Origin of the sequence: Shewanella indica, from assembly GCF_002836975.1 — a bacterium.
GTDB classification, from domain to species: Bacteria; Pseudomonadota; Gammaproteobacteria; order Enterobacterales; family Shewanellaceae; genus Shewanella; species Shewanella indica.
On sequence record NZ_NIJK01000054.1, the window covers coordinates 1 to 22056 of the forward strand.

At 52.8% G+C, this 22056-nt stretch carries 17 protein-coding genes; 14 read left to right on the forward strand and 3 right to left on the reverse strand.

Features of this window, described 5'->3' with window-relative positions:
• Nucleotides 1-125: 125 nt before the first annotated feature.
• The gene (locus CX650_RS18990) at nucleotides 126-353 is read left to right on the forward strand and encodes a DUF3389 family protein (protein ID WP_039036157.1); all 228 of its coding nucleotides are present in this window, start codon (nucleotides 126-128) and stop codon (nucleotides 351-353) included.
• 4 nt (nucleotides 354-357) lie between these two features.
• Here CX650_RS18990 and CX650_RS18995 read toward each other — a convergent pair whose 3' ends face one another.
• On the reverse strand, nucleotides 358-1365 hold the full coding sequence (locus CX650_RS18995; RefSeq protein WP_101096732.1) for a glutathione S-transferase family protein: 1008 nt from the start codon (nucleotides 1363-1365) through the stop codon (nucleotides 358-360).
• Nucleotides 1366-1543: 178 nt separating this feature from the next.
• Here CX650_RS18995 and CX650_RS19000 point away from each other — a divergent pair, with 178 nt between their 5' ends.
• The 3 genes from CX650_RS19000 to CX650_RS19010 all read left to right on the forward strand — a co-directional run bounded on the left by CX650_RS19000 (nucleotide 1544) and on the right by CX650_RS19010 (nucleotide 5166).
• Complete coding sequence (locus CX650_RS19000; protein WP_101096813.1) at nucleotides 1544-2215, forward strand: alpha/beta hydrolase; 672 nt, start codon at nucleotides 1544-1546, stop codon at nucleotides 2213-2215.
• A 538-nt stretch (nucleotides 2216-2753) separates the two neighbouring features.
• Nucleotides 2754-4448: a bifunctional UDP-sugar hydrolase/5'-nucleotidase UshA gene (ushA, locus tag CX650_RS19005; RefSeq protein ID WP_101096733.1), complete on the forward strand. Its 1695-nt coding sequence runs from the start codon at nucleotides 2754-2756 to the stop codon at nucleotides 4446-4448.
• 268 nt (nucleotides 4449-4716) lie between these two features.
• On the forward strand, nucleotides 4717-5166 hold the full coding sequence (locus tag CX650_RS19010) for an Hsp20 family protein (RefSeq protein ID WP_028779347.1): 450 nt from the start codon (nucleotides 4717-4719) through the stop codon (nucleotides 5164-5166).
• 113 nt (nucleotides 5167-5279) lie between these two features.
• On the opposite strand, the gene CX650_RS19015 is transcribed toward CX650_RS19010, so the two are convergent.
• Nucleotides 5280-6599: a Na+/H+ antiporter family protein gene (locus CX650_RS19015; protein ID WP_039033447.1), complete on the reverse strand. Its 1320-nt coding sequence runs from the start codon at nucleotides 6597-6599 to the stop codon at nucleotides 5280-5282.
• A gap of 313 nt (nucleotides 6600-6912) precedes the next feature.
• Between CX650_RS19015 and CX650_RS19020 the strand changes: the two genes are divergently transcribed.
• Nucleotides 6913-7518 carry a peroxiredoxin gene (locus CX650_RS19020; protein WP_025009505.1) on the forward strand — a complete coding sequence of 202 codons (606 nt, stop codon included), beginning with the start codon at nucleotides 6913-6915 and terminating at the stop codon, nucleotides 7516-7518.
• 301 nt (nucleotides 7519-7819) lie between these two features.
• Here CX650_RS19020 and mnmC1 read toward each other — a convergent pair whose 3' ends face one another.
• On the reverse strand, nucleotides 7820-9805 hold the full coding sequence (mnmC1, locus tag CX650_RS19025; RefSeq protein WP_144360792.1) for an FAD-dependent 5-carboxymethylaminomethyl-2-thiouridine(34) oxidoreductase MnmC1: 1986 nt from the start codon (nucleotides 9803-9805) through the stop codon (nucleotides 7820-7822).
• Between the two features lie 209 nt (nucleotides 9806-10014).
• Between mnmC1 and fabB the strand changes: the two genes are divergently transcribed.
• The 9 genes from fabB to purF all read left to right on the forward strand — a co-directional run bounded on the left by fabB (nucleotide 10015) and on the right by purF (nucleotide 22029).
• The gene (fabB, locus tag CX650_RS19030; RefSeq protein ID WP_071475898.1) at nucleotides 10015-11226 is read left to right on the forward strand and encodes a beta-ketoacyl-ACP synthase I; all 1212 of its coding nucleotides are present in this window, start codon (nucleotides 10015-10017) and stop codon (nucleotides 11224-11226) included.
• 165 nt (nucleotides 11227-11391) lie between these two features.
• Nucleotides 11392-12522, forward strand: coding sequence for a 4-phosphoerythronate dehydrogenase (locus tag CX650_RS19035; protein ID WP_101096735.1), 1131 nt, complete (start codon nucleotides 11392-11394; stop codon nucleotides 12520-12522).
• Nucleotides 12523-13539, forward strand: a complete 1017-nt coding sequence (locus CX650_RS19040; RefSeq protein ID WP_039033444.1) for an aspartate-semialdehyde dehydrogenase — start codon at nucleotides 12523-12525, stop codon at nucleotides 13537-13539.
• 243 nt (nucleotides 13540-13782) lie between these two features.
• Entirely contained in the window at nucleotides 13783-17007 is a 3225-nt protein-coding gene (locus CX650_RS19045; protein WP_101096736.1) for a FimV/HubP family polar landmark protein, read from the forward strand.
• A gap of 132 nt (nucleotides 17008-17139) precedes the next feature.
• On the forward strand, nucleotides 17140-17925 hold the full coding sequence (gene truA / locus CX650_RS19050) for a tRNA pseudouridine(38-40) synthase TruA (protein WP_101096814.1): 786 nt from the start codon (nucleotides 17140-17142) through the stop codon (nucleotides 17923-17925).
• A gap of 68 nt (nucleotides 17926-17993) precedes the next feature.
• The gene (folC, locus tag CX650_RS19055) at nucleotides 17994-19265 is read left to right on the forward strand and encodes a bifunctional tetrahydrofolate synthase/dihydrofolate synthase (protein WP_101096737.1); all 1272 of its coding nucleotides are present in this window, start codon (nucleotides 17994-17996) and stop codon (nucleotides 19263-19265) included.
• Between the two features lie 18 nt (nucleotides 19266-19283).
• Nucleotides 19284-19874 (forward strand): SPOR domain-containing protein, encoded by a 591-nt coding sequence (locus CX650_RS19060; protein ID WP_071475894.1) that lies wholly within the window; start codon nucleotides 19284-19286, stop codon nucleotides 19872-19874.
• A gap of 108 nt (nucleotides 19875-19982) precedes the next feature.
• Nucleotides 19983-20471 carry a CvpA family protein gene (locus CX650_RS19065; RefSeq protein WP_025889046.1) on the forward strand — a complete coding sequence of 163 codons (489 nt, stop codon included), beginning with the start codon at nucleotides 19983-19985 and terminating at the stop codon, nucleotides 20469-20471.
• Nucleotides 20472-20514: 43 nt separating this feature from the next.
• Nucleotides 20515-22029, forward strand: a complete 1515-nt coding sequence (gene purF / locus CX650_RS19070) for an amidophosphoribosyltransferase (RefSeq protein ID WP_039033440.1) — start codon at nucleotides 20515-20517, stop codon at nucleotides 22027-22029.
• The last annotated feature ends 27 nt before the right edge of the window (nucleotides 22030-22056 follow it).

Below are 22056 nucleotides of genomic sequence, written 5' to 3' on the forward strand. Positions count from 1 at the left end.
ATCGGAAACCTACAAACAGGTTTCCGATTGTCTCTCATCAGGAGGATCGGTCAACCGATCCTTATCTGATCTACGTTGCGCTTTAGCGGGCGTTTTTGATTGAGAAACCATTGGGAGGAGAGGGGATGAAAATTAACTGCGAGCAGGGGCGATTGCTGCTGAGCCCCAATGAGCTGCAAGTTCGTTTGCCGGCCATGCAGACAGTGTTGATGGCGCTGAGCGACGATATCCGTTTGCTCAAAGGCCCTTGCATTCTGCTGGCCGATGCCGGCGCCGTGCGTTGGCAGTTGCGGCTCGACTCCGATGAACAGCTCGAGCAACTGGCAGACTTTTACGGCCTGACGCCTGAGTGATTTACTATTCCAGTCTGTGGCGTTGATGGCTGCGCTGATAGTCTAACTCGGGGCCCTGGGGCACGATGCGACTGGGGTTTATCTGTCCATGGCTGTAGTAGTAGTGCTGCTTGATATGTCCAAAGTTGACCGTGGCGGCAATACCGGGGTACTGATACAGATCGCGCAGGTATTGGCTCAGCGCCGGGTAGTCTTCAATACGGCGTTTATTGGTCTTGAAGTGACCCACATAGACAGCATCGAAACGGATTAAGGTGGTAAACAAGCGCCAGTCGGCCTCAGTGAGTTGTGAGCCGGTGAGAAAGCGGCGTTCACTCAATTGCAACTCCAATCTGTCAAGGGCGCTGAACAGCTGCTCAAAGGCCTCTTCATAGGCTTGTTGTGAGGTGGCAAAACCGGCCCGGTAAACCCCGTTATTGATATTGGGATAGATGAACTCGTTGAGCGTATCTATCTCCTCTCTCAGATGGGGCGGGTAAAAGTCCAGGTTATTGCCGGTCAGATGATCGAAGGCAGAGTTGAACATACGGATGATTTCCGACGATTCATTGCTGACTATGGTCTGATGATGTTTGTCCCACAAGACAGGTACTGTCACCCGACCGCTATAATCGGCCGCGGCGAGCTGGTAAATTTGGTAGAGGAATGCTTTGCCAAACAAAGGGTCTTGCTCGGCGCCCTGGATAGGGTGGCCGCCCTTGGGGCCCGCCTCTGTGGCAAATTCCCAGCCATTTTCCAACATATGGGGCTCGACCACAGTCATTGAGATAAGCGCCTCCAATCCCTTCAAGGCGCGAAATATCAAGGTTCTGTGGGCCCAGGGGCAAGCGAGTGAAACATAGAGATGGTAGCGGCCCGGCTCGGCCTTGAATCCACCTTGACCACTGGGGCCCGGGCTACCATCCGGGGTGATCCAGTTTCGCAGCTTGGCATCTTCACGGACGAACTTGCCGCCGCTTTTGTCTGTCTGATACCACTGGTCGACCCATTTGCCCTGCTGCAATAATCCCATTTTTCGCTCCTTTAACCGCTTTGCCCTATGGCTCGCATTTCAGTCTAGGTGGTGGTTATTTATGGGTAAAGCGCGAAATACACGTGTTTTTATTCGAATTTTTAGAATGGTGCTGGCAAGGAATTCTTAGCCTGATATGATGTCGGTCACATTTTTGTCTATCAAGAAGGATGTTGTTATGTCGTCAACTACCCTGGACGCCGTTGTTATTGAACCCCGGGAGCCGGCCACCGCCTGCGTTATCTGGTTGCATGGTTTGGGTGACTCGGGTGACGGCTTTGCCCCTGTGGTGCCGGCATTGGGACTGCCGGCCGATCACTCAATACGCTTTGTGTTTCCACATGCGCCGGAGCAGGCTGTCACTGTCAATGGTGGCTATGTGATGCGCGCCTGGTATGACATCAAGAGCCTCAATCTCCATGACAGAGCCGATATGGCTGGGGTGCTGCAATCTGAGCGTTTGGTTCGGCAACTGATAGCGCAGCAAATTGAACAAGGCATTGCTGCCAACCGTATTGTGCTTGCCGGTTTCAGCCAAGGCGGGGTGATGAGCCTCTTTACCGCACTGCGCTATCCCGAAGCGTTGGCCGGTATTATGGCGTTGTCCTGTTATTTGCCGGGGGGGGAGCAGCTGCCGGAAGACTTGAGCAGCGCCAACCGTGATACACAAATCTTGCAGTGTCATGGCGAGCAGGATGATGTGGTTGCTCTCAGTGCCGGACGTATGGCCAAAGAAGCGCTCGAGCAGGGAGGATATCGGCTCGAATGGCATACATTCCCAATGGCGCACGGCGTGGTGCCGCAAGAGCTGAATCTCATCAGTCAGTGGCTGCAGGCGCGTTTGAATTAGGGAAGGTACGAATAAGTTCTAGCGACGTCCTTATTGAGAGAGTGGCTGACACAGAATTGGCATTCAAAGCTACTGCCTGAAGGCATACCTGGGGTTTGACTGGGCCGGATAACGCAGAGTACAGGTGGAACTTGTTCACACTTTCCTAATATCCAGTTTTAATTTATTGAAAAATAAGTCGTCCCATAATGGAAACGGCCTTTCAGGGGGTGTTTCCATTATCAAACAATAGCCTGCCGCTGCTAATACTTTAGTTATTTTCATATATATCAGTGCGATAGGTTTTATTGTGTGCCAAGTGCACTTTAATATCAGCAGCAGAATACGCTAAAGTATGAGAGCCCCCTGGAAGCCTATTCTAAATTGTGAACAGTTTGTGTTATTTCCCGCCTTAAAATCATGCATTTAACTCCTGTTTGTTAATAAAAGTGACATGTTTTTGACTTAATCTTGCTAGTATGTCGGGCGCGGGAAGTTCGCTTCTCCGCTTATTAATGATGATGGTAAAAATAAATAAAAACATGGGGTTGATTTAACAATGTCTAATAAACTGATGAAAGGACTTTTGGCGACAGCCATTCTGGCTGCTCTCGCCGGTTGTAACAGTGATGACAAGGATCCGGCACCGGAAGTCTGCGGCGCCGATAACTGCACCAAGTTCACCATTTTACACACCAATGACAACCATGGCCGCTTCTGGGAAAACAGTGACGGTGAGTATGGTATGGCAGCCCGTAAGACGCTGGTTGAGCGCTTACGCAACGAAGTGGAAAGCAACGGCGGCCAGGCTCTGTTGCTCTCAGGTGGTGATATCAACACAGGTGTGCCTGAGTCGGATCTGCAAAATGCCGAGCCTGACTTTATCGGCATGAACTTGATTGGCTATGACGCCATGGCCGTGGGTAACCACGAGTTTGATAACCCACTGAGTGTGTTGGATATGCAGCGCGAGCTCGCCGAGTTTCCTATGCTGGCTGCCAACATCTACAAAAAAGATGGCAGTCGTTACTTCGAGCCTTACAAGGTTTTCGATGTTAAAGGTCTTAAAGTGGCTGTCATAGGTTTGACCACAGAAGATACCCGCAAGATAGGTAACCCTGAGTTTATCGGCGAGCTTGAGTTTACTGATCCCAAAGAAGAGATCAAAAAGGTCATCAAAGAGATCAATGATAACAAAGCCGCCGACATCATAGTGGCAACCACTCACATGGGGCACTATGCCGATGGCCAAAACGGCAGCAATGCCCCGGGTGACGTGGCCATGGCTCGCGCCCTGGAAGAGGGACAGCTGCAGGTCATCATAGGTGGCCACTCACAGAATCCGGTTTGTATGGAACCCGGTAGTCAGAGCTATGCCGACTTCAAACCCGGTGATGATTGCCTTCCTGATCAGCACAAAGGCACCTGGATCATGCAGGCCCATGAGTGGGGTAAATATGTTGGCCGCGCCGATTTTGAATATTATGGCGGCAAACTGCACCTGGCCAGCTACAAGCTGATCCCGGTCAACCTGAGAAAACTGGATGCAGAAGGCAAGAAGACAGAGGAACTGGCCGGTGAGCCGATCCCTGCCGATACCACAGTGAAGGCTGTACTGCAGCAATATCAGGACAAGGGTAGTGAAAAACTGGGCGAAATCATCGCCACTACCGATGGCAAACTGGAAGGCGATCGCGGCGTGGTTCGTGGTCAGCAGACCAACCTGGGCCGTTTGCTCGCCATGGCGCAGGCCACCAAGGTTAATGCCGATATCGGCGTGATGAACTCGGGTGGTGTACGTGACTCTATCGCCGCCGGTGATATCAGCTACCGTGATGTCCTGACAGTGCAGCCTTTCGGTAACATGATAACCCTGAGCACTATGACAGGTGCCGAGCTCAGCGATTATCTGGGTGTAGTGGCTACCATGCAGCGCGGTTCAGGGGCTTATGCCCAGATAACGGGCGTGAAAATGACAGTTGACTGTCAGGCCAAGTCTGTCGCTATCAGCGAAGTCAGCGGCAAGGATTACAGCGCAACAGATAGCTACACCTTCACTGTACCCAGCTTCAACGCAGCGGGCGGTGACGGCTATCCCAAGCTGGATCCGGTACAAACTGGCTATGTTGATGCCGAAGTCTTCTACAGCTTCCTGAAAGAGAAACAAAGCATCAAGGCCGTTGATTACGAGCCGGTAGGCGATATCGTTTATGAAAACTCCAACAGCCCACTGGGTTGTGAAGTGCCTCAGTAAATAGCATTTTGAAGTCACTTTAGAGGCAGCCCTTCGGGGCTGCTTTTTTGTGGCAAAAGAGCAGGGTGGTTATGTGGTTTGTGTGAATTTTAACCAATTAATTCTACCGACACTTGAAATACTTTTGCCCGACCTTATCTATTGAGTGTCGGCAGGGAAAGTGCCTTGACCGATAAATTAAAGGCCGTGCCATTGGGCGGCCAGTGAAACCTAGGGTGCGATGATTCGGCCCGACACTACATATTGCTTAATCTATGAGGATATGACTATGCGTAACTATGATTTGACTCCCCTTTACCGCAGCGCTATCGGTTTTGATCGTTTGGCCCGTTTGGCCGAACATGCCGCCGCCAACAATGGCAATGCCGGTTACCCTCCATACAATATCGAACTCCTGGGTGAGAACCGTTACCGGATCACCATGGCGGTTGCAGGCTTTGCCATGGATGAGCTGGAGATCACCAGCGAGGGTGAAAAGCTGTTGGTGAAAGGCACCAAGGGCGAACAGGCCCCGGAGCGTAAATACCTGTATCAGGGCATTGCTGAGCGTGGCTTTGAACGTACCTTCCAGTTGGCCGATTATGTGACCGTCGAAGGCGCCCATCTGGAACACGGCCTGCTCAATATAGATTTGGTGCGTGAGATCCCTGAAGCCATGAAACCGCGCAAAATTGAGATAGGCTCAGGTAACCGCTTGATAGAAGAAACTCAGGCCTGAAACAGCGCCGATAAGCTAAGTCCCGGCTTGTAAAGCCGGCCGTTAAAGCAAAAAAGCCAGTCTGATACAGACTGGCTTTTTGTATTCAGGGTTATCACTCTCCAAGGCAGTGCTTAGAGTACCATGGCGGCAATCCAGCCGAAGATCAGCAGCGGGATATTGTAGTGAATAAAGGTTGGGATCACGCTATCGCGGATATGGTCGTGCTGACCATCGGCATTCAGGCCGGCGGTGGGGCCGAGGGTTGAGTCCGATGCCGGTGAGCCGGCATCCCCAAGCGCCGCGGCGGTGCCGACCAGGGCGATAACCGCAGGCACAGAGAAACCAAAGTTCAGCGCCAGTGGCACATAGATGGTGGCAATAATGGGGATGGTCGAGAAAGATGAGCCAATACCCATGGTGATCAACAGGCCCACCACCAGCATCAATAGTGCGCCCAGGCCTTTGTTGTCACCAATCAACTCACCTATGGCACTCACCAGAGTCAGTACTTCACCGGTTTGTTTGACCACGGCGGCGAAACCGGCGGCGGCTATCATGATAAAGCCTATGTTGGCCATCATGCGCACACCTTGGTTAAAGATATCTTCATCGGCCACATGTTTGAGCGCGCCGCTGAATGAGAAGATCATAAAGCCGACCAGCGCGCCGAAGATCATCGAATCTGTCTGCAGCTGCACCAGCAGAGTCGCTAGAATAGCCAGCACGGCAATGAAGATGTTGCGCTTGCTGAGGCCGGTTTCCGGTTCGGCGGCGAGGATCTGCTCTTCCCGGTATTCTCTTGGTTTGCGATAGCTGATAAACACGGCCGTCAGCAGCCCGGTCAACATACCGGCGGCCGGGATGAGCATGGCTTGGGGAATGTCCCCGGATTGAGCCTCTAAGCCGTTGGACTGTAGGTTTGCCAGTAGTATGTCGTTTAGAAATATGCCGCCAAAGCCAACCGGTAACACCATATAAGTGGTGACCAGACCGAAAGTGATAACACAGGCAACCAAACGCCTGTCCAGCTTGAGTTTGGACATCAGATGCAAGAGGGGCGGCACCAGAATGGGGATAAAGGCGATATGGATAGGCAGAATATTTTGTGAGCTGATAGCCATGGCCAGCAGCGACAGCAGCAACAGGCTGCGAACCCACTTGAGGTTTTGACTATTGGGATCCTTGCCAAGAGCCTTGATCACTGTAGTGGAAATCAAAGTGGTCAGCCCGGAATGTGACAGGGCCACGGCAAAGGCGCCGAGCAGGGCATAACTCAGGGCTATCTGGGCACCACCGCCCAGGCCGGTATTGAATGCCTCTATGGTCTGGTGGATGTCCAGTCCTCCCATCAAGCCGGCGACCAGGGCGCTGATCGTCAAGGCGATCACCACATTGACCCGGGCCAGGCTGAGAGCGAGCATCAGACAGACGGCAATCACAACTGCGTTCATAGTAAAGTCTTATTCGCTAAACAAAGGGGCTATTTTTGACTGGGGGGGCTTGGATGTCCAGCTGCAATCAGTGTTTGCGGCAAAAAAACTGCCTTTGTGAACTGGATCCTGAGGTTATTGATTCGCTTTGTGAGCCAGGTTGTTGCCGTGACCGCACACTTGCCGATTTCTTATCCAGACAAGCCTTAAATTGGGGCAAAAGCGTGATATTGATCCTAAATAGGTTGTCAGGTGCATGGCACCTCTTATAATGGCCTGTAGTTAAAACGGATTCTGTTTTATTCACAGCTCAATCCATAGATGGAGGTATAAAATGAGCGTATTAGTAGGCCGTCCGGCTCCGGACTTTACTGCAGCAGCTGTTCTGGGTTCTGGCGAAATTGTTGACAGCTTCAACCTGACTGCAGCAATCAAAGGCAAGCCTGCGGTAGTGTTCTTCTACCCACTGGATTTCACCTTTGTGTGCCCATCTGAGCTGATCGCTTTCGATCACCGCATGGAAGAGTTCAAGAAGCGTGGCGTTGAAGTGATCGGTGTTTCTATCGATTCTCAGTTTACTCACAATGCATGGCGTAACACCCCAGTGGAAAAAGGCGGTATCGGCCAGGTTCAATACACTCTGGTAGCCGACGTTCGCCACGACATCTGCAAGGCTTACGACGTTGAACACCCAGAAGCCGGTGTGGCTTTCCGCGGTTCTTTCCTGATCGACAAAGAAGGTATGGTGCGTCACCAGGTCGTTAACGATCTGCCTCTTGGTCGTAACGTCGATGAAATGCTGCGTATGATCGACGCGCTGCAATTCCACGAAGAGCACGGTGAAGTTTGCCCGGCAGGTTGGGAAAAAGGCAAGAAAGGCATGAAAGACAGCCCAGACGGTGTTGCTGCCTATCTGTCTGAGAATGCTGAAGAACTGTAATATAGTTTAAGTCTGCATCTGCAAAAGCAGTCTTAAAGTACAATGCCGTTCAGTTATGCTGAGCGGCATTTTTTATCTCGATTGATTACCTGTGTTGGTTCATTTGGAATGTTATTCGTGGACGGGCGTTCCATTCAACTTAAACGGTTTGACGAGCTGTGGCCGATGCCAGAATGGCAATACTGTCGGCTAATGGATATAGAGTATCCATGGATACGATAGTTTCTGAGTGAGGCTTTGATAACAGCTTCCTCTATTAAGCTCGGTTTGCCCATGCATGTCTTGGTTAATTCATTCAATATTAAAGCGCTTTACCCTTGATAAGTTTGCGCATCCACATCCGGTTGGGATTAAGGCGCTGCAGCAGCGTACTGCCTACCGGCAAGGGTTGATGACAAAGCTCTGATGCCAGAATTTCCGCCGCCAATGGACCTGTGCTGAGGCCGCGTGAGCCCAAACCACCAAGAATATAAAGACCGGGATGCACAGGCGCCAGTGTCTGTTGCCAGTAGCGGGCACTCTCGGGTGTGTGCTGATGTTGCTGATAAGCCTGCATTAGTGCACCGACATCCGGTGCTTGCCCCAACATGGGAAAGTGATCCCGGGTGACCATACGCACCCCTACTCTGGCATCTTGTCCCATCACCAGCCCCCGGTGCCAGTCGGCATCCGGATAACTCATGGCGATTTTTTGCAGGTTTTCTCTCTGCTCGGCGTCGCTGTAGGCCAACTGCTCGGGATCTTTGATATAACTGGCTCCCAGGCAATGAATCCCCTCCCAGGCCGGAGTGAGGTATCCCTTGGCGCACAGCACTGCCTTAAGCGCTCCCAACCCGCCTTGGGTTGCAACTTCACTGACCTGGCCGCGAAAAGGTGAGGCGGGTAGGGCCGAAGTTTGTGGCAGCGCCGTCAGCGAAGCGCCGCTTGCCAACACCAGCTTCTTGAATGGCCCAAAGCGGCGACCATCGGCAGCACTTAACCACCAGAGGTGATCCTCTCTTGAAATCGCCTTGATATGGGTTCGGGGTTGAAAGTCACAGTAACTCGAGTCGACGGCGTATTGGATGGCGGCGCGGCACAGGGCTCTGGGGCAGACCCAGCCACCCAGAGGGTAAAAAAGGCCATCTTCTTCTATATCCAATCCCGCAAGCTCAGTAGCTTCAAAGCTGTCGACCCGGCGCAGAATATCCGGGTGCCAGTTTTGGCCCTCGGCAATCTTATCCAGGCGGGCGCGGCTTCGCTCATCATAGCCAGTGTGTAACACACCGCAAAAGTCATGGGCGATATCGAACCCGGCGGCAGTCAGGGCGGTTATCCGCCGTCGACTGAAGAGAAAACCTTGTTGGAACAGGGTGTTGAGCTCTGATGTTTCCGGCGTCAACAGCGGGTATAGTGCACCTTGTCGGTTGCCGCTGGCACTTTCACCCGCATTATCCTCGCTGCAAAATACCTGGCTGGCTTGTTGGCGCTCTGCCAATGACAATGCCAGCTGACTGCCGGCCACACCGGCGCCAATAATGGCAATAGATTCATCATCTGCAAGCATAGGCTCCCGGTAGAGCGGCCAGGGCGCCAGTCTGGCATTGCTTTGGCGCCGCAAGGCAAGGCGTTCTGCCTTGGCGATGGGCTCGAGCTCAGTTTGTTGAGTCAAAAGCAGTGCTGCCGGCCCGTTAAAATCTACTATATTGAGCCCGCTATTGACCATAATAGAGGCAAGAGCGCTTCTCTTACTTGGCAGGCACAGCAAGGAGGCGTAGTCTTTAGCCAAGCGCGCCATCTGCCAGACCGCTGCCTGAGAGGGTAAGGACTCTGCAAGCCAGAGCCAGTTGTCTATCCAGCCGTTATGGTTTACCCCTGGCAACTCTTTGAGCAAGGTGGCGTCAAATTCAAGGTAGAGATCCAGTGTCAACCTGCCACCATCGAGCACAAAACGTTGGCAGCCGGGGATTGCCAGAGGTTTACCTGCCTGCAGCTCGGCAAGAAGCGCCATTACTGCGCTTGTTTGATGTTCGGCGAATGCCGTAGCTTCGGTGGTCTGCCATAATGGCAGTTTGCTTTGCAGGACCTTGAGCGATTCTGCCCGGGAATCTTTATCGGCGGCAAACAGCAAGAGTTGTAACACAAGCTTGGGATAATTCTGTCGTAGTTGGCTCCAGAGTTGCAGCAGCGGCAACAGGGCTTCACTGCCTACCGCCGCCAGACAAATTTGCCGCCCGAAGGGCTTGTCACCGAAACGGATTTGTTGGTAGGGCGCAAGAGTCGCCGTCGGGGCTTGTGTTGTTTCCACAGATGTGGGATTTTGACTGCAAGTTTGCGTATTTTCACTGCCGGATGGCCGAAGTTGTTCCTGTTTCACGGGCAATTTTTTACTCTGGAGGCCTTGTTCGGCATTATTTTACCCAAGTTTACGGAAAGCTGACCACTTAAATGCTGTAAAACGGCTAACATGGCGTCAGCAAAAGTAGGTACTGAATTGTACGGAATGGATAGTAAAACATGAAAAGAGTCGTGATCACCGGAATTGGCGTTGTATCAAGTATCGGTAATAACAAACAAGAAGTGACAGAATCTCTCAAGGCTGGCCGCAGTGGTATCACCCACTCAGATCAGTTTGAGGAGATGCAGCTGCGCAGTCATGTCTGGGGCGACATCAAACTCAATCCCGCCGAGCATATCGATCGCAAGGCGTTGCGTTTTATGGGGGATGCCGCAGCCTACGCCTATTTGGCTATGCAGCAAGCTATTGAAGACAGCAGTCTGACCGAAGAGCAGTATTCAGATCCTCGTGTAGGTCTCATTGTTGGTACCGGTGGCGCTTCGTCTTCCAACCAGGTTCAGGCGGCTGACACCCTGCGTGCTAAAGGCGTCAAGCGCGTGGGTCCTTATATTGTGCCGCGGATAATGTCTTCTACTGCCAGTGCCTGTCTGGCGACGCCCTTCAAAATCAAAGGGATGAATTATTCCATCAGCTCAGCCTGTGCCACCAGTGCGCACTGTATCGGCCATGCGGTGGAACTGATCCAGATGGGTAAACAGGATATGGTCTTTGCCGGCGGCGCGGAAGAGATCGATTGGACCCTGACCATGGGCTTTGACGCTATGGGCGCCTTGTCGACCAAGTATAACGACACACCGGAAAAGGCTTCCCGCACCTATGATGCCGACCGTGATGGTTTTGTGATCTCTGGCGGCGGCGGCATAGTGATTGTCGAGGAGCTGGAGCACGCGCTAGCCCGCGGCGCCAAGATTTATGCTGAAGTCATAGGTTATGGCGCTTCATCTGACGGTTATGACATGGTAGCCCCAAGCGGCGAAGGTGCGGTGCGTTGCATGAAGATGGCGCTGGAGTCAGTAGATACACCTATCGATTACGTTAACACTCACGGCACTTCTACCCCTGTCGGTGATGTGCGAGAGCTGGAAGCCCTGCGTGAAGTCTTCGACGGCCAGATGCCGGCGATTGCCTCAACCAAGTCACTGACAGGCCACGCCCTGGGCGCAGCCGGTGTTCATGAGGCTATATACAGCTTGTTGATGCTCGAACAAGGTTTTATCGCGCCATCAATCAATATCGACAACCTGGACGAGGCCGCAGAAGGTATGCCAATTGTGCGTGAATACCGCGACGCCGAGCTCAACACTGTTATGAGCAATAGCTTCGGTTTCGGTGGCACCAACGCTACCCTGGTGATGCGTAAATACAAGTAAACGCCTTGTTTCACTGAATCAAGAAGGAAGCCAAATGGCTTCCTTCTTTGCTTATGAGCTGACGCAGAACTTGTTAGTAGCTTCCGCAAATGTGCGCCGGACTCAGACAAGCATCTAGCTCGCTGATAGAATAGCGGTTTAATCCACAACAGAGCAGGAAAGTCGATGAAGTTGGTGGTTGATGAAAACATGCCCTATGTGCAGCCCTTGTTTGCCGAGCTGGGGGAGATAGTAGCCGTCGATGGCCGTCATCTGGATGCGGCCACAGTAGCCGACGCCGATGTTTTGCTGGTGCGCTCGGTCACCAAGGTCAATGAGGCACTGCTGGCAGGCGCACATAAACTTAAGTTTGTCGGCAGTGCCACCATAGGGACAGATCATGTGGACAAGGCTTATCTGGCGTCCCGCAACATCCCCTTTTTCAACGCACCCGGATGCAATGCCATCGCGGTTGGCGAGTATGCTTTTATCGCCATGTTGGAGCTGGCTAACAGATTTGACACTCAGCTTAAGGGCAAAACCGTTGGCATAGTCGGTGCCGGTAACACAGGCTCGGCACTGGCGCGCTGCCTGGAGGCATACGGAGTTAATACCTTGCTCTGCGATCCCTTACTGGCCAAGGCCGGCGACAGCCGCCGCTTTGTTAGCCTGGATGAACTGATTGCCGGTGCCGATATCATTAGTCTGCACGTACCTCTGACCCGAGATGGCGAGCATCCTACTTGGTATCTGTTTGACGAGCAGCGACTGGAAACGCTGAAACCCGGCTGCTGGTTGCTTAACTGTTGCCGCGGTGAAGTGATAGATAATCGCGCGCTGATCCGGGTCAAGGGCAAGCGACCGGATCTCAAGTTAGTGCTGGATGTTTGGCAAGGGGAGCCTAATCCCATGCTGGAGCTGGTGCCTCTGGTGGAGTTTGCTACACCGCATATTGCCGGTTACAGCCTGGAGGGCAAGGCCCGGGGCACTTTCATGTTATATCAGTCCTTGATGGCGATACTCAACCGCCCGGCGGACAAGTCGCTTGTGGCGTTATTGCCTGAGCGTTGGAGCTCCCGGCTTGATATCAGTAGTTCGCCCGATGAAAAGGCATTATTGTCCTTGTGCCGATTTATTTATGATCTGCGTGATGACGATGAAAAATTCCGGAAAATGCTGAAAAACCCCACAGGTTTTGATGACATGAGAAAAAATCACCGCCATAGGCGAGAATTCAGTGCTTTGACTCTTTCAAATGTCGGCGGTTCTGGGGTAGATTGGTTGTCTCATTTAGGTTTTTCAGGAGTCGGTCTGTAAATGTCGCAGGAATTTAACGTTGTCGTATTGGGTGCTTCAGGAGCCGTGGGTCAAACCATGATAGAAATCCTCGAGGAGCGTAACTTCCCGGTGGCGAATCTGTTTCCACTGGCCAGTAGTCGCAGCGCCGGTGAAACCGTGAGTTTTCACGGTAAACAGGTGGAGATCCTCGATGTAGAAAGCTTCGACTGGACTCAGGCGCAGATAGGCTTCTTCTCTGCCGGCGGTGACGTCTCGGCGAAATGGGCGCCAATTGCGGCCGATGCAGGTTGTGTGGTGATAGATAACACCTCTCACTTCCGTTACGACCTGGATATTCCATTGGTGATTCCAGAGGTTAATCCACAGGCGATTGCCGACTTCCGTAACCGTAATATTATTGCCAACCCCAACTGCTCGACGATTCAGATGTTGGTGGCGCTCAAGCCTATCTATGATGCCTTTGGGATCAGCCGTATCAATGTGGCCACGTATCAGTCGGTTTCCGGTACAGGTAAAAAGGCGATTGAAGAGCTGGCGGGTCAATCTGCAAAGTTGTTGCAAGGCTTGCCTTCAGAGCCCAAGGTTTATGATAAGCAGATAGCTTTCAACGTGTTGCCGCACATAGACAGGTTTATGGAAAATGGCTACACCAAAGAAGAGATGAAGATGGTTTGGGAGACCCATAAGATCCTCGGCGACAGCGAAGTTCTGGTGAACCCTACTGCGGTGCGGGTCCCTGTGTTCTATGGACACTCGGAAGCGATTCACATCGAGACGCTGCAGCCGGTTGATGCTGCCGAAGTCAAGGCAGTGTTGCGGGATGCCGAAGGCGTGGTGCTGTTTGAAGATGATGACGATTATCCGACAGCTGTTACTGAAGGCGCCGGTAGTGATCCTGTGTATGTCGGCCGGGTGCGCAAGGATATCTCCCACGATCTGGGTATAGATCTTTGGGTGGTCTCTGACAATATCCGTAAGGGTGCGGCGCTCAACAGTGTACAGATAGGTGAGATCCTGATCCGCGATTATCTCTAAGGAAGGTGCGAGTCAGTCCCACGAGGGCTCTGCCTGTGCTTTCAGACTTACATGCAAGGCTGGAAGCACTTTTCCTAAACGCTTTGTTTCTGTTGAAAAAGCCTGCAGTTTGCAGGCTTTTTTTGTTTTGCAAATGTGAACAGTAGCAGGGCGGACATTTCTGGTTTATAGTAATCTCAATAAATACAAATGCCTAAAGCCAGTCGTCAGCCGGCGAAACCAGCGCTTGAAAGGGAAGAATGGATGAACTTTCGCACTTCATATCTTGTTGGCCTGATGGCCGCTTTTTTTGCCCTGAACCCAAGTAGTCTTATAGAACCCGCCCATGCAGAAGGCCTGAAAATTACCGGTCCCGACGGTCAAGTGCGCCAGCAGGTGCGCCAGTATGGCCCGACGACAACATCGGACACCTTTTGGAGTATTGCCCAGAAAGTCAGACCGGATCCCAGTGTCAGTATCTATCAGGTCATGGCCGCGATTTTTGAAGCCAACCCGCACGCTTTCTCATCCAATAACTACAACAGTCTCGAACGGGGCATGATACTGCTTATCCCTTCCAAGGAGGTGATGCAGGCTATTCCTTTGAGTATGGCCAGAGCTCGCGCCGAACAGGATGATAAGCGCTGGTCTTCCGGTAAGCCGCTAAAAGCAGATAATGGCAAAACTGAAACCGCTAAAGCCCCAGAGCGTTCAAGCCAAGCCGTAAAAGAGCCAACGACGGCCACCCAACCTCAACCGGCGACGCAGCTATCCAAGGTGAGTACAAGTGTCAAGGATAACAGTGAGCAGCCCAAAGTCAGTGAGTCATCCACTGAACCCACTCAAGTGGCTTCTACTAAATCCTCAAATACAGTAACAGAAGCAACCCAAGAAACGGCAGACGATAACAGCATTGAAGCATTGCAGAGCCGCAACCTGAGTCTGACCGATGAGCTGGGGCGTGCTCAGGATCAACTCTTGGTGGCCAATACGGATAACCAAGGGCTGCAGGCGCAAATTGATGAGCTGAATCAGCGTCTATCGGTATTGGAAGAATCGCTACAGGCCAGTAAAAAACAGGAACAGCAACTCAAGGCCGAAAATGCTGATCTCAAACAGCAGCTTCAAGTCGCCAATGCTACGGCGAATGAGCCGGACGACCTCTGGCGCAGTTTGATGGATAACCCATTATTGTTGGTGCTGGCTGCCGCAGTACCCGCGGTATTGTTGTTGTTGCTGCTGTGGAGCATGTTGCGCCGCAAGCGTAAGCAGGCTAATGGTCAAGCGCCACAGACAGATGCTGCCCCAATGGCAGTCGCAGCTGTTGCCGGCGCGGCCACGGCCGAGATGGCAAACGCCAACGATGAACTGGCCGTGCGTCTGGACGATGATCCGGACGATTCCATTGATTCATTGCTGGATGTCGACAGCTCAGCGCTGCAGCCTGAGCCGGAAGTTGAGAGTGACAACGAGCAGATGGATATGGCGCAGGAGATGTTCATCGACTCAGGCGAAGGGGATACCAGCCAAGAGGCTGAAGATGAAGGTCAGTCGCTCGATGATCTCTGGGCTGAAGCTATGGGTGAACAAGAGGCCGGTGAGCAGGAAGATGCCGGCGAGGAAGACTTGGACTCATTGCTGGCTGGCTTGGACGATACCGATAAACAGGAAGTTATTCCTGAAGATTGGCAGGCCGAAAGTGTTCCAGCATCAGAGCCTGATTTGAGTGAAACCCTACCGGAAGATGTGACTGCTGCTTTTGAACAGGGTTTTAGCCAAGAACTCGATCAAGAGTTTGTTTTTGAACAAGACAAAGAGGTGATTTCAGAGAGAGAAGCGAAGGCAGAGCTGGATGAAGATCTCAGTGCCGCTATCGCCGCCGAATTGGCCGAAGATGAGCAGGCTGACGAGACTCTGGATGAGACACAGGAAGCCGATATCGATGCGCTGCTGGCCGGGTTTGACGTCAAAGAAGACACAGAACCTCAAATTGAAGCCAGTGCTCAAGTTGAAGACGATAGTAGGGCTGAAGCCGAGGAAGATCTCAGTGCTGCCATAGCCGCCGAGCTGGATGAGGATGACTCAACTGATACTGAGCTGGGCGAAGAAGCGGATATAGATGCTTTGCTCGCTGGATTCGACTCGACGGCAGAACTGAATTCTGAAGAGGAAGACTTAAGCGACGTTATCGCCGCCGAGCTTGAAGATGACAAGGTTGCCGTAGACTCCAGCGACACAGAGGCAGACATAGATGCCTTGCTGGCAGGTTTCGATGACTTGGACGAAGCTGTCGAGACTCAAGCAGCAGAGCCGGTTCAAGCTGAGGAAGAGAGTGAAGATCTGGACGCCTTGTTGGCAGGGCTTGCGGATGATGTTGTTGCGATAGATAACCCTGATGAGGCAATCGCTGAGACAGACGAGGAAGATAGCTCAGAGGTTAAGTCTGATGATGCCACTGAGCGCAGCGATGCCGAATTGGATGCCATGCTGGCAGGCTTGTCGCAGGCTGAGGAATTGGATGAGCCTAAGAAGCCTGATGAAACCGATACTTTGGCCGATGAGAGCAGGGATAGCGATAACGAGCTGCAAAGTGGTCAACGCAGCGACAAGGATTCCGGCTTCTTCGACGATCTCAAGGCCGGCGGCAAGAGCCATGATCCCCATATGCTTGAGTGGGAGCCCTCTGCACCCAAAGAGCTCTTGGTTGAGGAAGAGCCTTCAGCGAAAGAAGAGCCTGCAGCGCAAGAAGAGCCTTCAGCGAAAAAAGAACCATCAGCGAAAAAAGAGCCTTCAGCGAAAAAAGAGCCCTCGGCGCAAGAAGAGCAACAGCCTACAGCCATAGAAGAGCTCTTGACTCAAGAGGAGCTCTCAACCCAGGAACAGGTTGTTGAAGTTGAAGACAGCCTAACAGATACCGAGCAGGCTCTGGATATCGGCCTGGCCCAGGATAGTGACGACAGTGATAAGAGTCTGAGCGACGATGATCTGTTGGCCGCTTTCTCTGAAAACGTTGCCAACGAAGCCGAGGTGGATGAAGAATTCAGCCTCGAACTGGATGATGATGACTCGCTTGATCTCGAAGACCATAAACTGACAGTGGATGAAGCGCTGGCAGCTCTCGATGCCAAAGAAAAGGGCAAGGTGGCTTCCAGCATGGTGCCGGAGCACGATCTCAGCGCCTTCCAGAAGGAAAACGGATTTATCGATATTGAGCGTCTGCTCAGTGAAGCCGATGAAGGCAACAGTGATACCGACCCCTACAAGGAACTGGACGTGGATATGGGCGAACTCGACTCCCTCGTTGGCGCCGCCGCTATGGTCGACGTCGATGATGAGGAAAACTCTGTCAACGCCAAGCTGGACTTGGCGCGGGCCTATATCGAAATCGATGACAAAGACAGCGCCAAGGCATTGCTTAAAGAGGTGGAGCTTGATGGTAACGCTCGCCAACAAGAGGAAGCCGCAGCCCTGATAAAAACCTTGGGCTAGAGCTCAGTCAATACTCAAACGGCGCTCCAGGCGCCGTTTTTTATGCAGTCCGTTTATTGTCCGGGCTTTTTCTTGGAGGCGAATGCCCGCTCTGTGGTAGAATTCGCCGCCTTGAGATCAGGGGAGAAACAGATGCGTATTGCGTTGGGTATCGAATATGACGGTAGCGGCTATTATGGTTGGCAGCGCCAGGCCGAAGTGGATTCAGTTCAGGGGCAGTTGGAGCGGGCTTTGTCTCTGGTCGCCAATGAGCCGATAGCACTGCAATGCGCCGGTCGCACCGATGCCGGGGTACACGCCACCGGGCAAGTGGTGCATTTTGATACTTCTGCCATTCGTAAAGAAGGCGCCTGGACCCTGGGCGTCAATGCCAATCTGCCGGACAATATTGCGGTGCGCTGGGCCAAAGAGGTAGACGACAGTTTTCATGCCCGCTTTTCGGCAACTGCTCGTCGCTACCGGTATATCATCTACAACCATAATTTCCGTCCCGGCATTTTGCGCGGTGGCGTCAGCCATTATCACGGCGACCTCGACGAACAGAAGATGCATCAGGCAGCTCAGTATCTGCTGGGTGAGCGCGACTTCACCAGTTTCAGGGCGATCCAATGCCAGTCGCGCACCCCGTTTCGCAATGTGCACAGAGTCAGTGTGACCCGCCAGGGCATGTATGTGATAGTGGATATCGAAGCCAATGCCTTTTTGCATCATATGGTGCGTAATATTGTCGGCTCGCTGCTGGAAGTGGGGCTTGGCAATCAGCCGCTGGATTGGCTGGGACAGTTGCTGGAGCTTAAAGACAGAACCAAGGCTGCTCCCACCGCCAAACCCAATGGCCTCTATCTGGTGCATGTCAGCTATCCTGAGCAATATCAATTGCCCAAGTTGGCTATGGGCCCACTGTTTATGCCGGACTGAAACCGTTAGCATGCTGTTGCCGCCACGCTTTTGCTTGCGGCAACATCAAGATTTAAGGGAAGAATCAAATGTCGCAATCATCCGCTCATCTGCCGCCACTACCTGGAGCCGATGCTCCTTTGTCAGTTTGGCTGGACTACCTGCTGGCTATTCATCCGACTGAAATCGACATGGGGCTCGAGCGGGTCACCCAAGTTGCCACCAGGCTCGGGGTGCAGTCACTGGGCAGCACCAAGGTGATCACAGTTGCCGGTACCAATGGCAAGGGTAGCACCTGCCGTATGCTGGAGCAGATCATGCGCGCGGCGGGTTATCGGGTCGGAGTTTACAGCTCGCCCCATATCCTCAATTACAATGAGCGGGTGCGGATAGACGGTGTCGATGCGCCGGATAGCGACTTTATCTCGGCCTTTGAAACCATAGAAGCGGCCAGAGGCGACACCTCGCTGACCTTCTTTGAATATGCCACCCTGGCCGGGTTACTGCTGTTCAAGCAGGCCAAGCTGGATCTGGTTATTCTGGAAGTGGGCCTGGGAGGCCGGCTGGATGCTACCAATATCATAGATGCCGATGTCAGTGTGGTAACCGCCATAGATCTTGATCATCAGGCGTATCTTGGTGACACCCGGGAACTGGTTGGTCGTGAGAAGGCCGGCATCTTCCGTCACAACCGCCCGGCGATAGTAGGCGATGCCGAGATGCCTGCCAGCGTGGTTGAGGTTGCCAATGAAAAGGGCGCCTTACTCAAGGCGGTGGGGCAGGCGTTTTGCTACAAGCAAACCAGCACTGGCTGGGATTTTTGCGGTGAGCACTGGCAGTTTGAGGGCTTACCCAGGCCGCAATTACCTCTGCCCAATGCCGCCACCAGCTTGGCGGCGCTGGAACAACTCTGGCCTGAGCTTTCCGAAGAGGCGATTTGCTCAGGGCTCGCCAGTGCCAGGCTCAGCGGCAGAATGGAGCATATCTGCGAGGCGCCGCTGATTATTTTGGATGTGGCGCACAATCCCCACGCGGCCCGCTATCTGGCGCAAAGGCTGGATGAACTGCAGGCCAAGGGGCGAGTCTATGGCGTTTGCGGTATGCTCAAGGACAAGGATATCGAAGGCGTAATGCAAGCGCTGGCGCCTAGCATAGACAGCTGGTTGTTGGTGACCTTGCATAATGAGCGTGGTGCCGATGCCGGCCGTTTGCGAAAAGCCCTGCCGGAAGGCTGTGACGCCCGGGAATTTGAACAGATGCAAGATTGCTGGCAATACCTCAAACCCAAACTCGGCGCCGAAGATGTGGTAATTGTCTTTGGCTCCTTTTACACTGTTTCGGGCTTTAAAGCGCTTATCTAAGACTGGAAGGAAGATATTTTGTCGACTCAGTTTCATAACCGTCTGGTAGGTACCGTAGTATTGGTCGCCTTGGGGGTGATCTTTTTACCTGACATTCTCGATGGCAAGAAAGAGCGCCAGCAAGAGCAGTTCACTGAAATTCCGCTGCGGCCGGATACCGAATCGCAATTGGCGGAGCCGGGGGAGTTTCAAACCCTGGATGTTGCCGAGACTCTGGACTTGGCGCAGGAGACAGACGAGCCTCAGGTTGAAGTCGAACCCGCTCCCGAGGTGAAGGCTACCGAAAACAGTGTTTCCAACACCGCCCAATCCAAGCCGCAGGAGGCCAAAAAGACTCCCGAACCCAAGGCCAAACCCAGTGATGCGGCCTGGACTTTACAGCTCGGCGCCTTCAGTAATGCGGCCAATGTCAAAGCCCTGGTGGCCAAATTGCGCAAGGCCGGATTCAGCGCCTATACCTTGCCGGATAAGCCTGTGGACGGCAAATTGACCCGGGTGTTTGTCGGTCCGGATGTCTCCAGCGAACGCATCAAACAGCAACAGCAGAAAGTGGAACAGCTGACCAAACTCAAGGGTAAAGTAGTTCGCTATAACCCACAGGAAAGATGACAGTTTGCCCCGAGTCGGCAAGCAATTATTTACGCCCCCGGGGGTGAGAATGCTTGCCTTCTCTGGTAGAATCCCGCCGACTTAAATCTTCACCGGATACTTCTACCCATGGTTTGGATAGATTACGCCATTATCATAGTTATCGGATTATCGACTCTTATCAGTCTGATCCGTGGTTTTGCCAAAGAAGCCATGTCGCTGGTGGTTTGGTTCGCCGCTTTTTTCATCGCCAGCCAGTTTTATCAAGACCTTGCCGTTCATATCACCCAAATCAATGATGAGGTGCTGCGAAACGGGGTTGCTATCGCCATCCTGTTTATTGTTACCCTGATAGTGGGGGCCTTGGTGAACTATTTGATAGGCCAGTTGGTCTCCAAGACAGGGCTCTCGGGAACGGACAGAATTCTTGGCCTGTGTTTCGGTGCGCTGCGCGGCGCATTGATAGTCAGTGCCATACTCTTTTTTATGGATGCCTTTACCGGCGCGCCCAAAACCGATTGGTGGCAGGGTTCGCAACTGGTGCCCGAATTCGGGGTGGTTATCCAGTGGTTTTTTGACTACTTGGAAAATACCTCAAGCTTTGTACCCAAAATATAAAAAATACAATTATCAGAACATCTTACAATGAGGAAGCTTACCCATGTGTGGTATCGTCGGAATCGTTGGCCGCTCGGCGGTCAATCAGACCATCTATGATGCACTGACAGTGCTTCAACACCGTGGCCAGGATGCTGCAGGCATAGTGACTATCGATCAGAATGCCTTTCGCCTGCGTAAGGCCAATGGTCTGGTCAAGGACGTATTTGAACCCAAGCATATGCAGCGGCTGCAGGGCAACGCCGGCATAGGCCATGTGCGTTATCCCACCGCCGGCAGCTCCAGTGCCTCTGAAGCCCAACCGTTTTATGTGAACTCTCCTTTCGGGATCTCTCTGGCGCATAACGGCAACCTGACCAACACACTGCAACTGGCCGAAGGGCTGCGCAACAAGCGCCGCCATGTGAACACCACGTCCGATTCTGAAGTGTTGCTCAACCTGTTGGCCGATGAGCTGGATAAAACCGACAGCCTGACCTTGAGCCCGGATGAAGTGTTCGATGCCGTTTCCCGGGTGCACGCCGATACCCGCGGTGCCTACGCCGTGGTGGCTATGATTATTGGTCAGGGCTTGGTGGCATTTCGCGATCCTTTCGGTATTCGTCCTCTGGTGCTTGGTAAGCATGAGACAGCCTCTGGGACCGAGTATATGGTGGCTTCAGAGAGTGTGGCACTGGATGCCGTTGGTTTCGAAGTGATGCGCGATGTGGCTCCCGGCGAAGCCGTGTATATCACCACGGAAGGTGAGTTGTTTACCCGTCAGTGCGCCGAAGCGCCAAGTTATGCCCCTTGTATCTTCGAATTCGTTTACTTTGCCCGTCCGGACTCCACCATAGACAAGGTGTCAGTCTATGCCAGCCGGGTCAACATGGGTGCCAAGCTGGGTGAGAAGATCCGCAAGGAATGGTATGACCATGATATCGATGTGGTGATCCCTATTCCGGAAACCTCCTGTGATATCGCCCTGGAAATTGCCCGTGGCATGGATCTGCCTTACCGTCAGGGATTCGTGAAGAACCGCTATATCGGCCGTACCTTCATTATGCCTGGGCAGCAGGAGCGTAAGAAGTCGGTCAGACGCAAGCTCAATGCCATCAGCGCCGAGTTCAAGGATAAGAATGTGCTGCTAGTGGACGACTCCATAGTGCGTGGTACCACCTCAGAGCAGATCATCGAGATGGCCCGTGAAGCCGGCGCCAAGAAGGTGTATTTCGCCTCGGCTGCGCCTGAGATCCGCTTCCCCAACGTTTACGGCATAGACATGCCAACCTCCAATGAGCTGATTGCTCATGGCCGTGATGCCGATGAAATCGCCCGTATCATTGGCGCAGATGGCATCATCTTCCAGGATCTGAGCGATCTGGTGGAAGCGGTGCGAATGGAAAACCCGGATATCAAGCGCTTTGAAACCTCAGTGTTTGATGGTCACTACATCACCAAGGATGTGGATCAGGCCTATCTGGATCATCTGACCCAGCTGCGTAACGACGATGCCAAGGCCAACCGCAACAAGGATATAGGTACCAACCTGGAGCTGCATAACGTCTGCCATCCTTGATAAGGGAAGCTGCGAATAAGTCCTCTC

Excerpts from the sequence above, each read along its gene's own strand:
- CX650_RS18990 (WP_039036157.1), top strand. The coding sequence starts at position 126 with ATGAAAATTAACTGCGAGCAGGGGCGATTGCTGCTGAGCCCCAATGAG.
- CX650_RS18995 (WP_101096732.1), bottom strand. The coding sequence starts at position 1,365 with ATGGGATTATTGCAGCAGGGCAAATGGGTCGACCAGTGGTATCAGACA.
- CX650_RS19000 (WP_101096813.1), top strand. The coding sequence starts at position 1,544 with ATGTCGTCAACTACCCTGGACGCCGTTGTTATTGAACCCCGGGAGCCG.
- ushA (WP_101096733.1), top strand. The coding sequence starts at position 2,754 with ATGTCTAATAAACTGATGAAAGGACTTTTGGCGACAGCCATTCTGGCT.
- CX650_RS19010 (WP_028779347.1), top strand. The coding sequence starts at position 4,717 with ATGCGTAACTATGATTTGACTCCCCTTTACCGCAGCGCTATCGGTTTT.
- CX650_RS19015 (WP_039033447.1), bottom strand. The coding sequence starts at position 6,599 with ATGAACGCAGTTGTGATTGCCGTCTGTCTGATGCTCGCTCTCAGCCTG.
- CX650_RS19020 (WP_025009505.1), top strand. The coding sequence starts at position 6,913 with ATGAGCGTATTAGTAGGCCGTCCGGCTCCGGACTTTACTGCAGCAGCT.
- fabB (WP_071475898.1), top strand. The coding sequence starts at position 10,015 with ATGAAAAGAGTCGTGATCACCGGAATTGGCGTTGTATCAAGTATCGGT.
- CX650_RS19035 (WP_101096735.1), top strand. The coding sequence starts at position 11,392 with ATGAAGTTGGTGGTTGATGAAAACATGCCCTATGTGCAGCCCTTGTTT.
- CX650_RS19040 (WP_039033444.1), top strand. The coding sequence starts at position 12,523 with ATGTCGCAGGAATTTAACGTTGTCGTATTGGGTGCTTCAGGAGCCGTG.
- CX650_RS19045 (WP_101096736.1), top strand. The coding sequence starts at position 13,783 with ATGAACTTTCGCACTTCATATCTTGTTGGCCTGATGGCCGCTTTTTTT.
- truA (WP_101096814.1), top strand. The coding sequence starts at position 17,140 with ATGCGTATTGCGTTGGGTATCGAATATGACGGTAGCGGCTATTATGGT.
- folC (WP_101096737.1), top strand. The coding sequence starts at position 17,994 with ATGTCGCAATCATCCGCTCATCTGCCGCCACTACCTGGAGCCGATGCT.
- CX650_RS19065 (WP_025889046.1), top strand. The coding sequence starts at position 19,983 with ATGGTTTGGATAGATTACGCCATTATCATAGTTATCGGATTATCGACT.
- purF (WP_039033440.1), top strand. The coding sequence starts at position 20,515 with ATGTGTGGTATCGTCGGAATCGTTGGCCGCTCGGCGGTCAATCAGACC.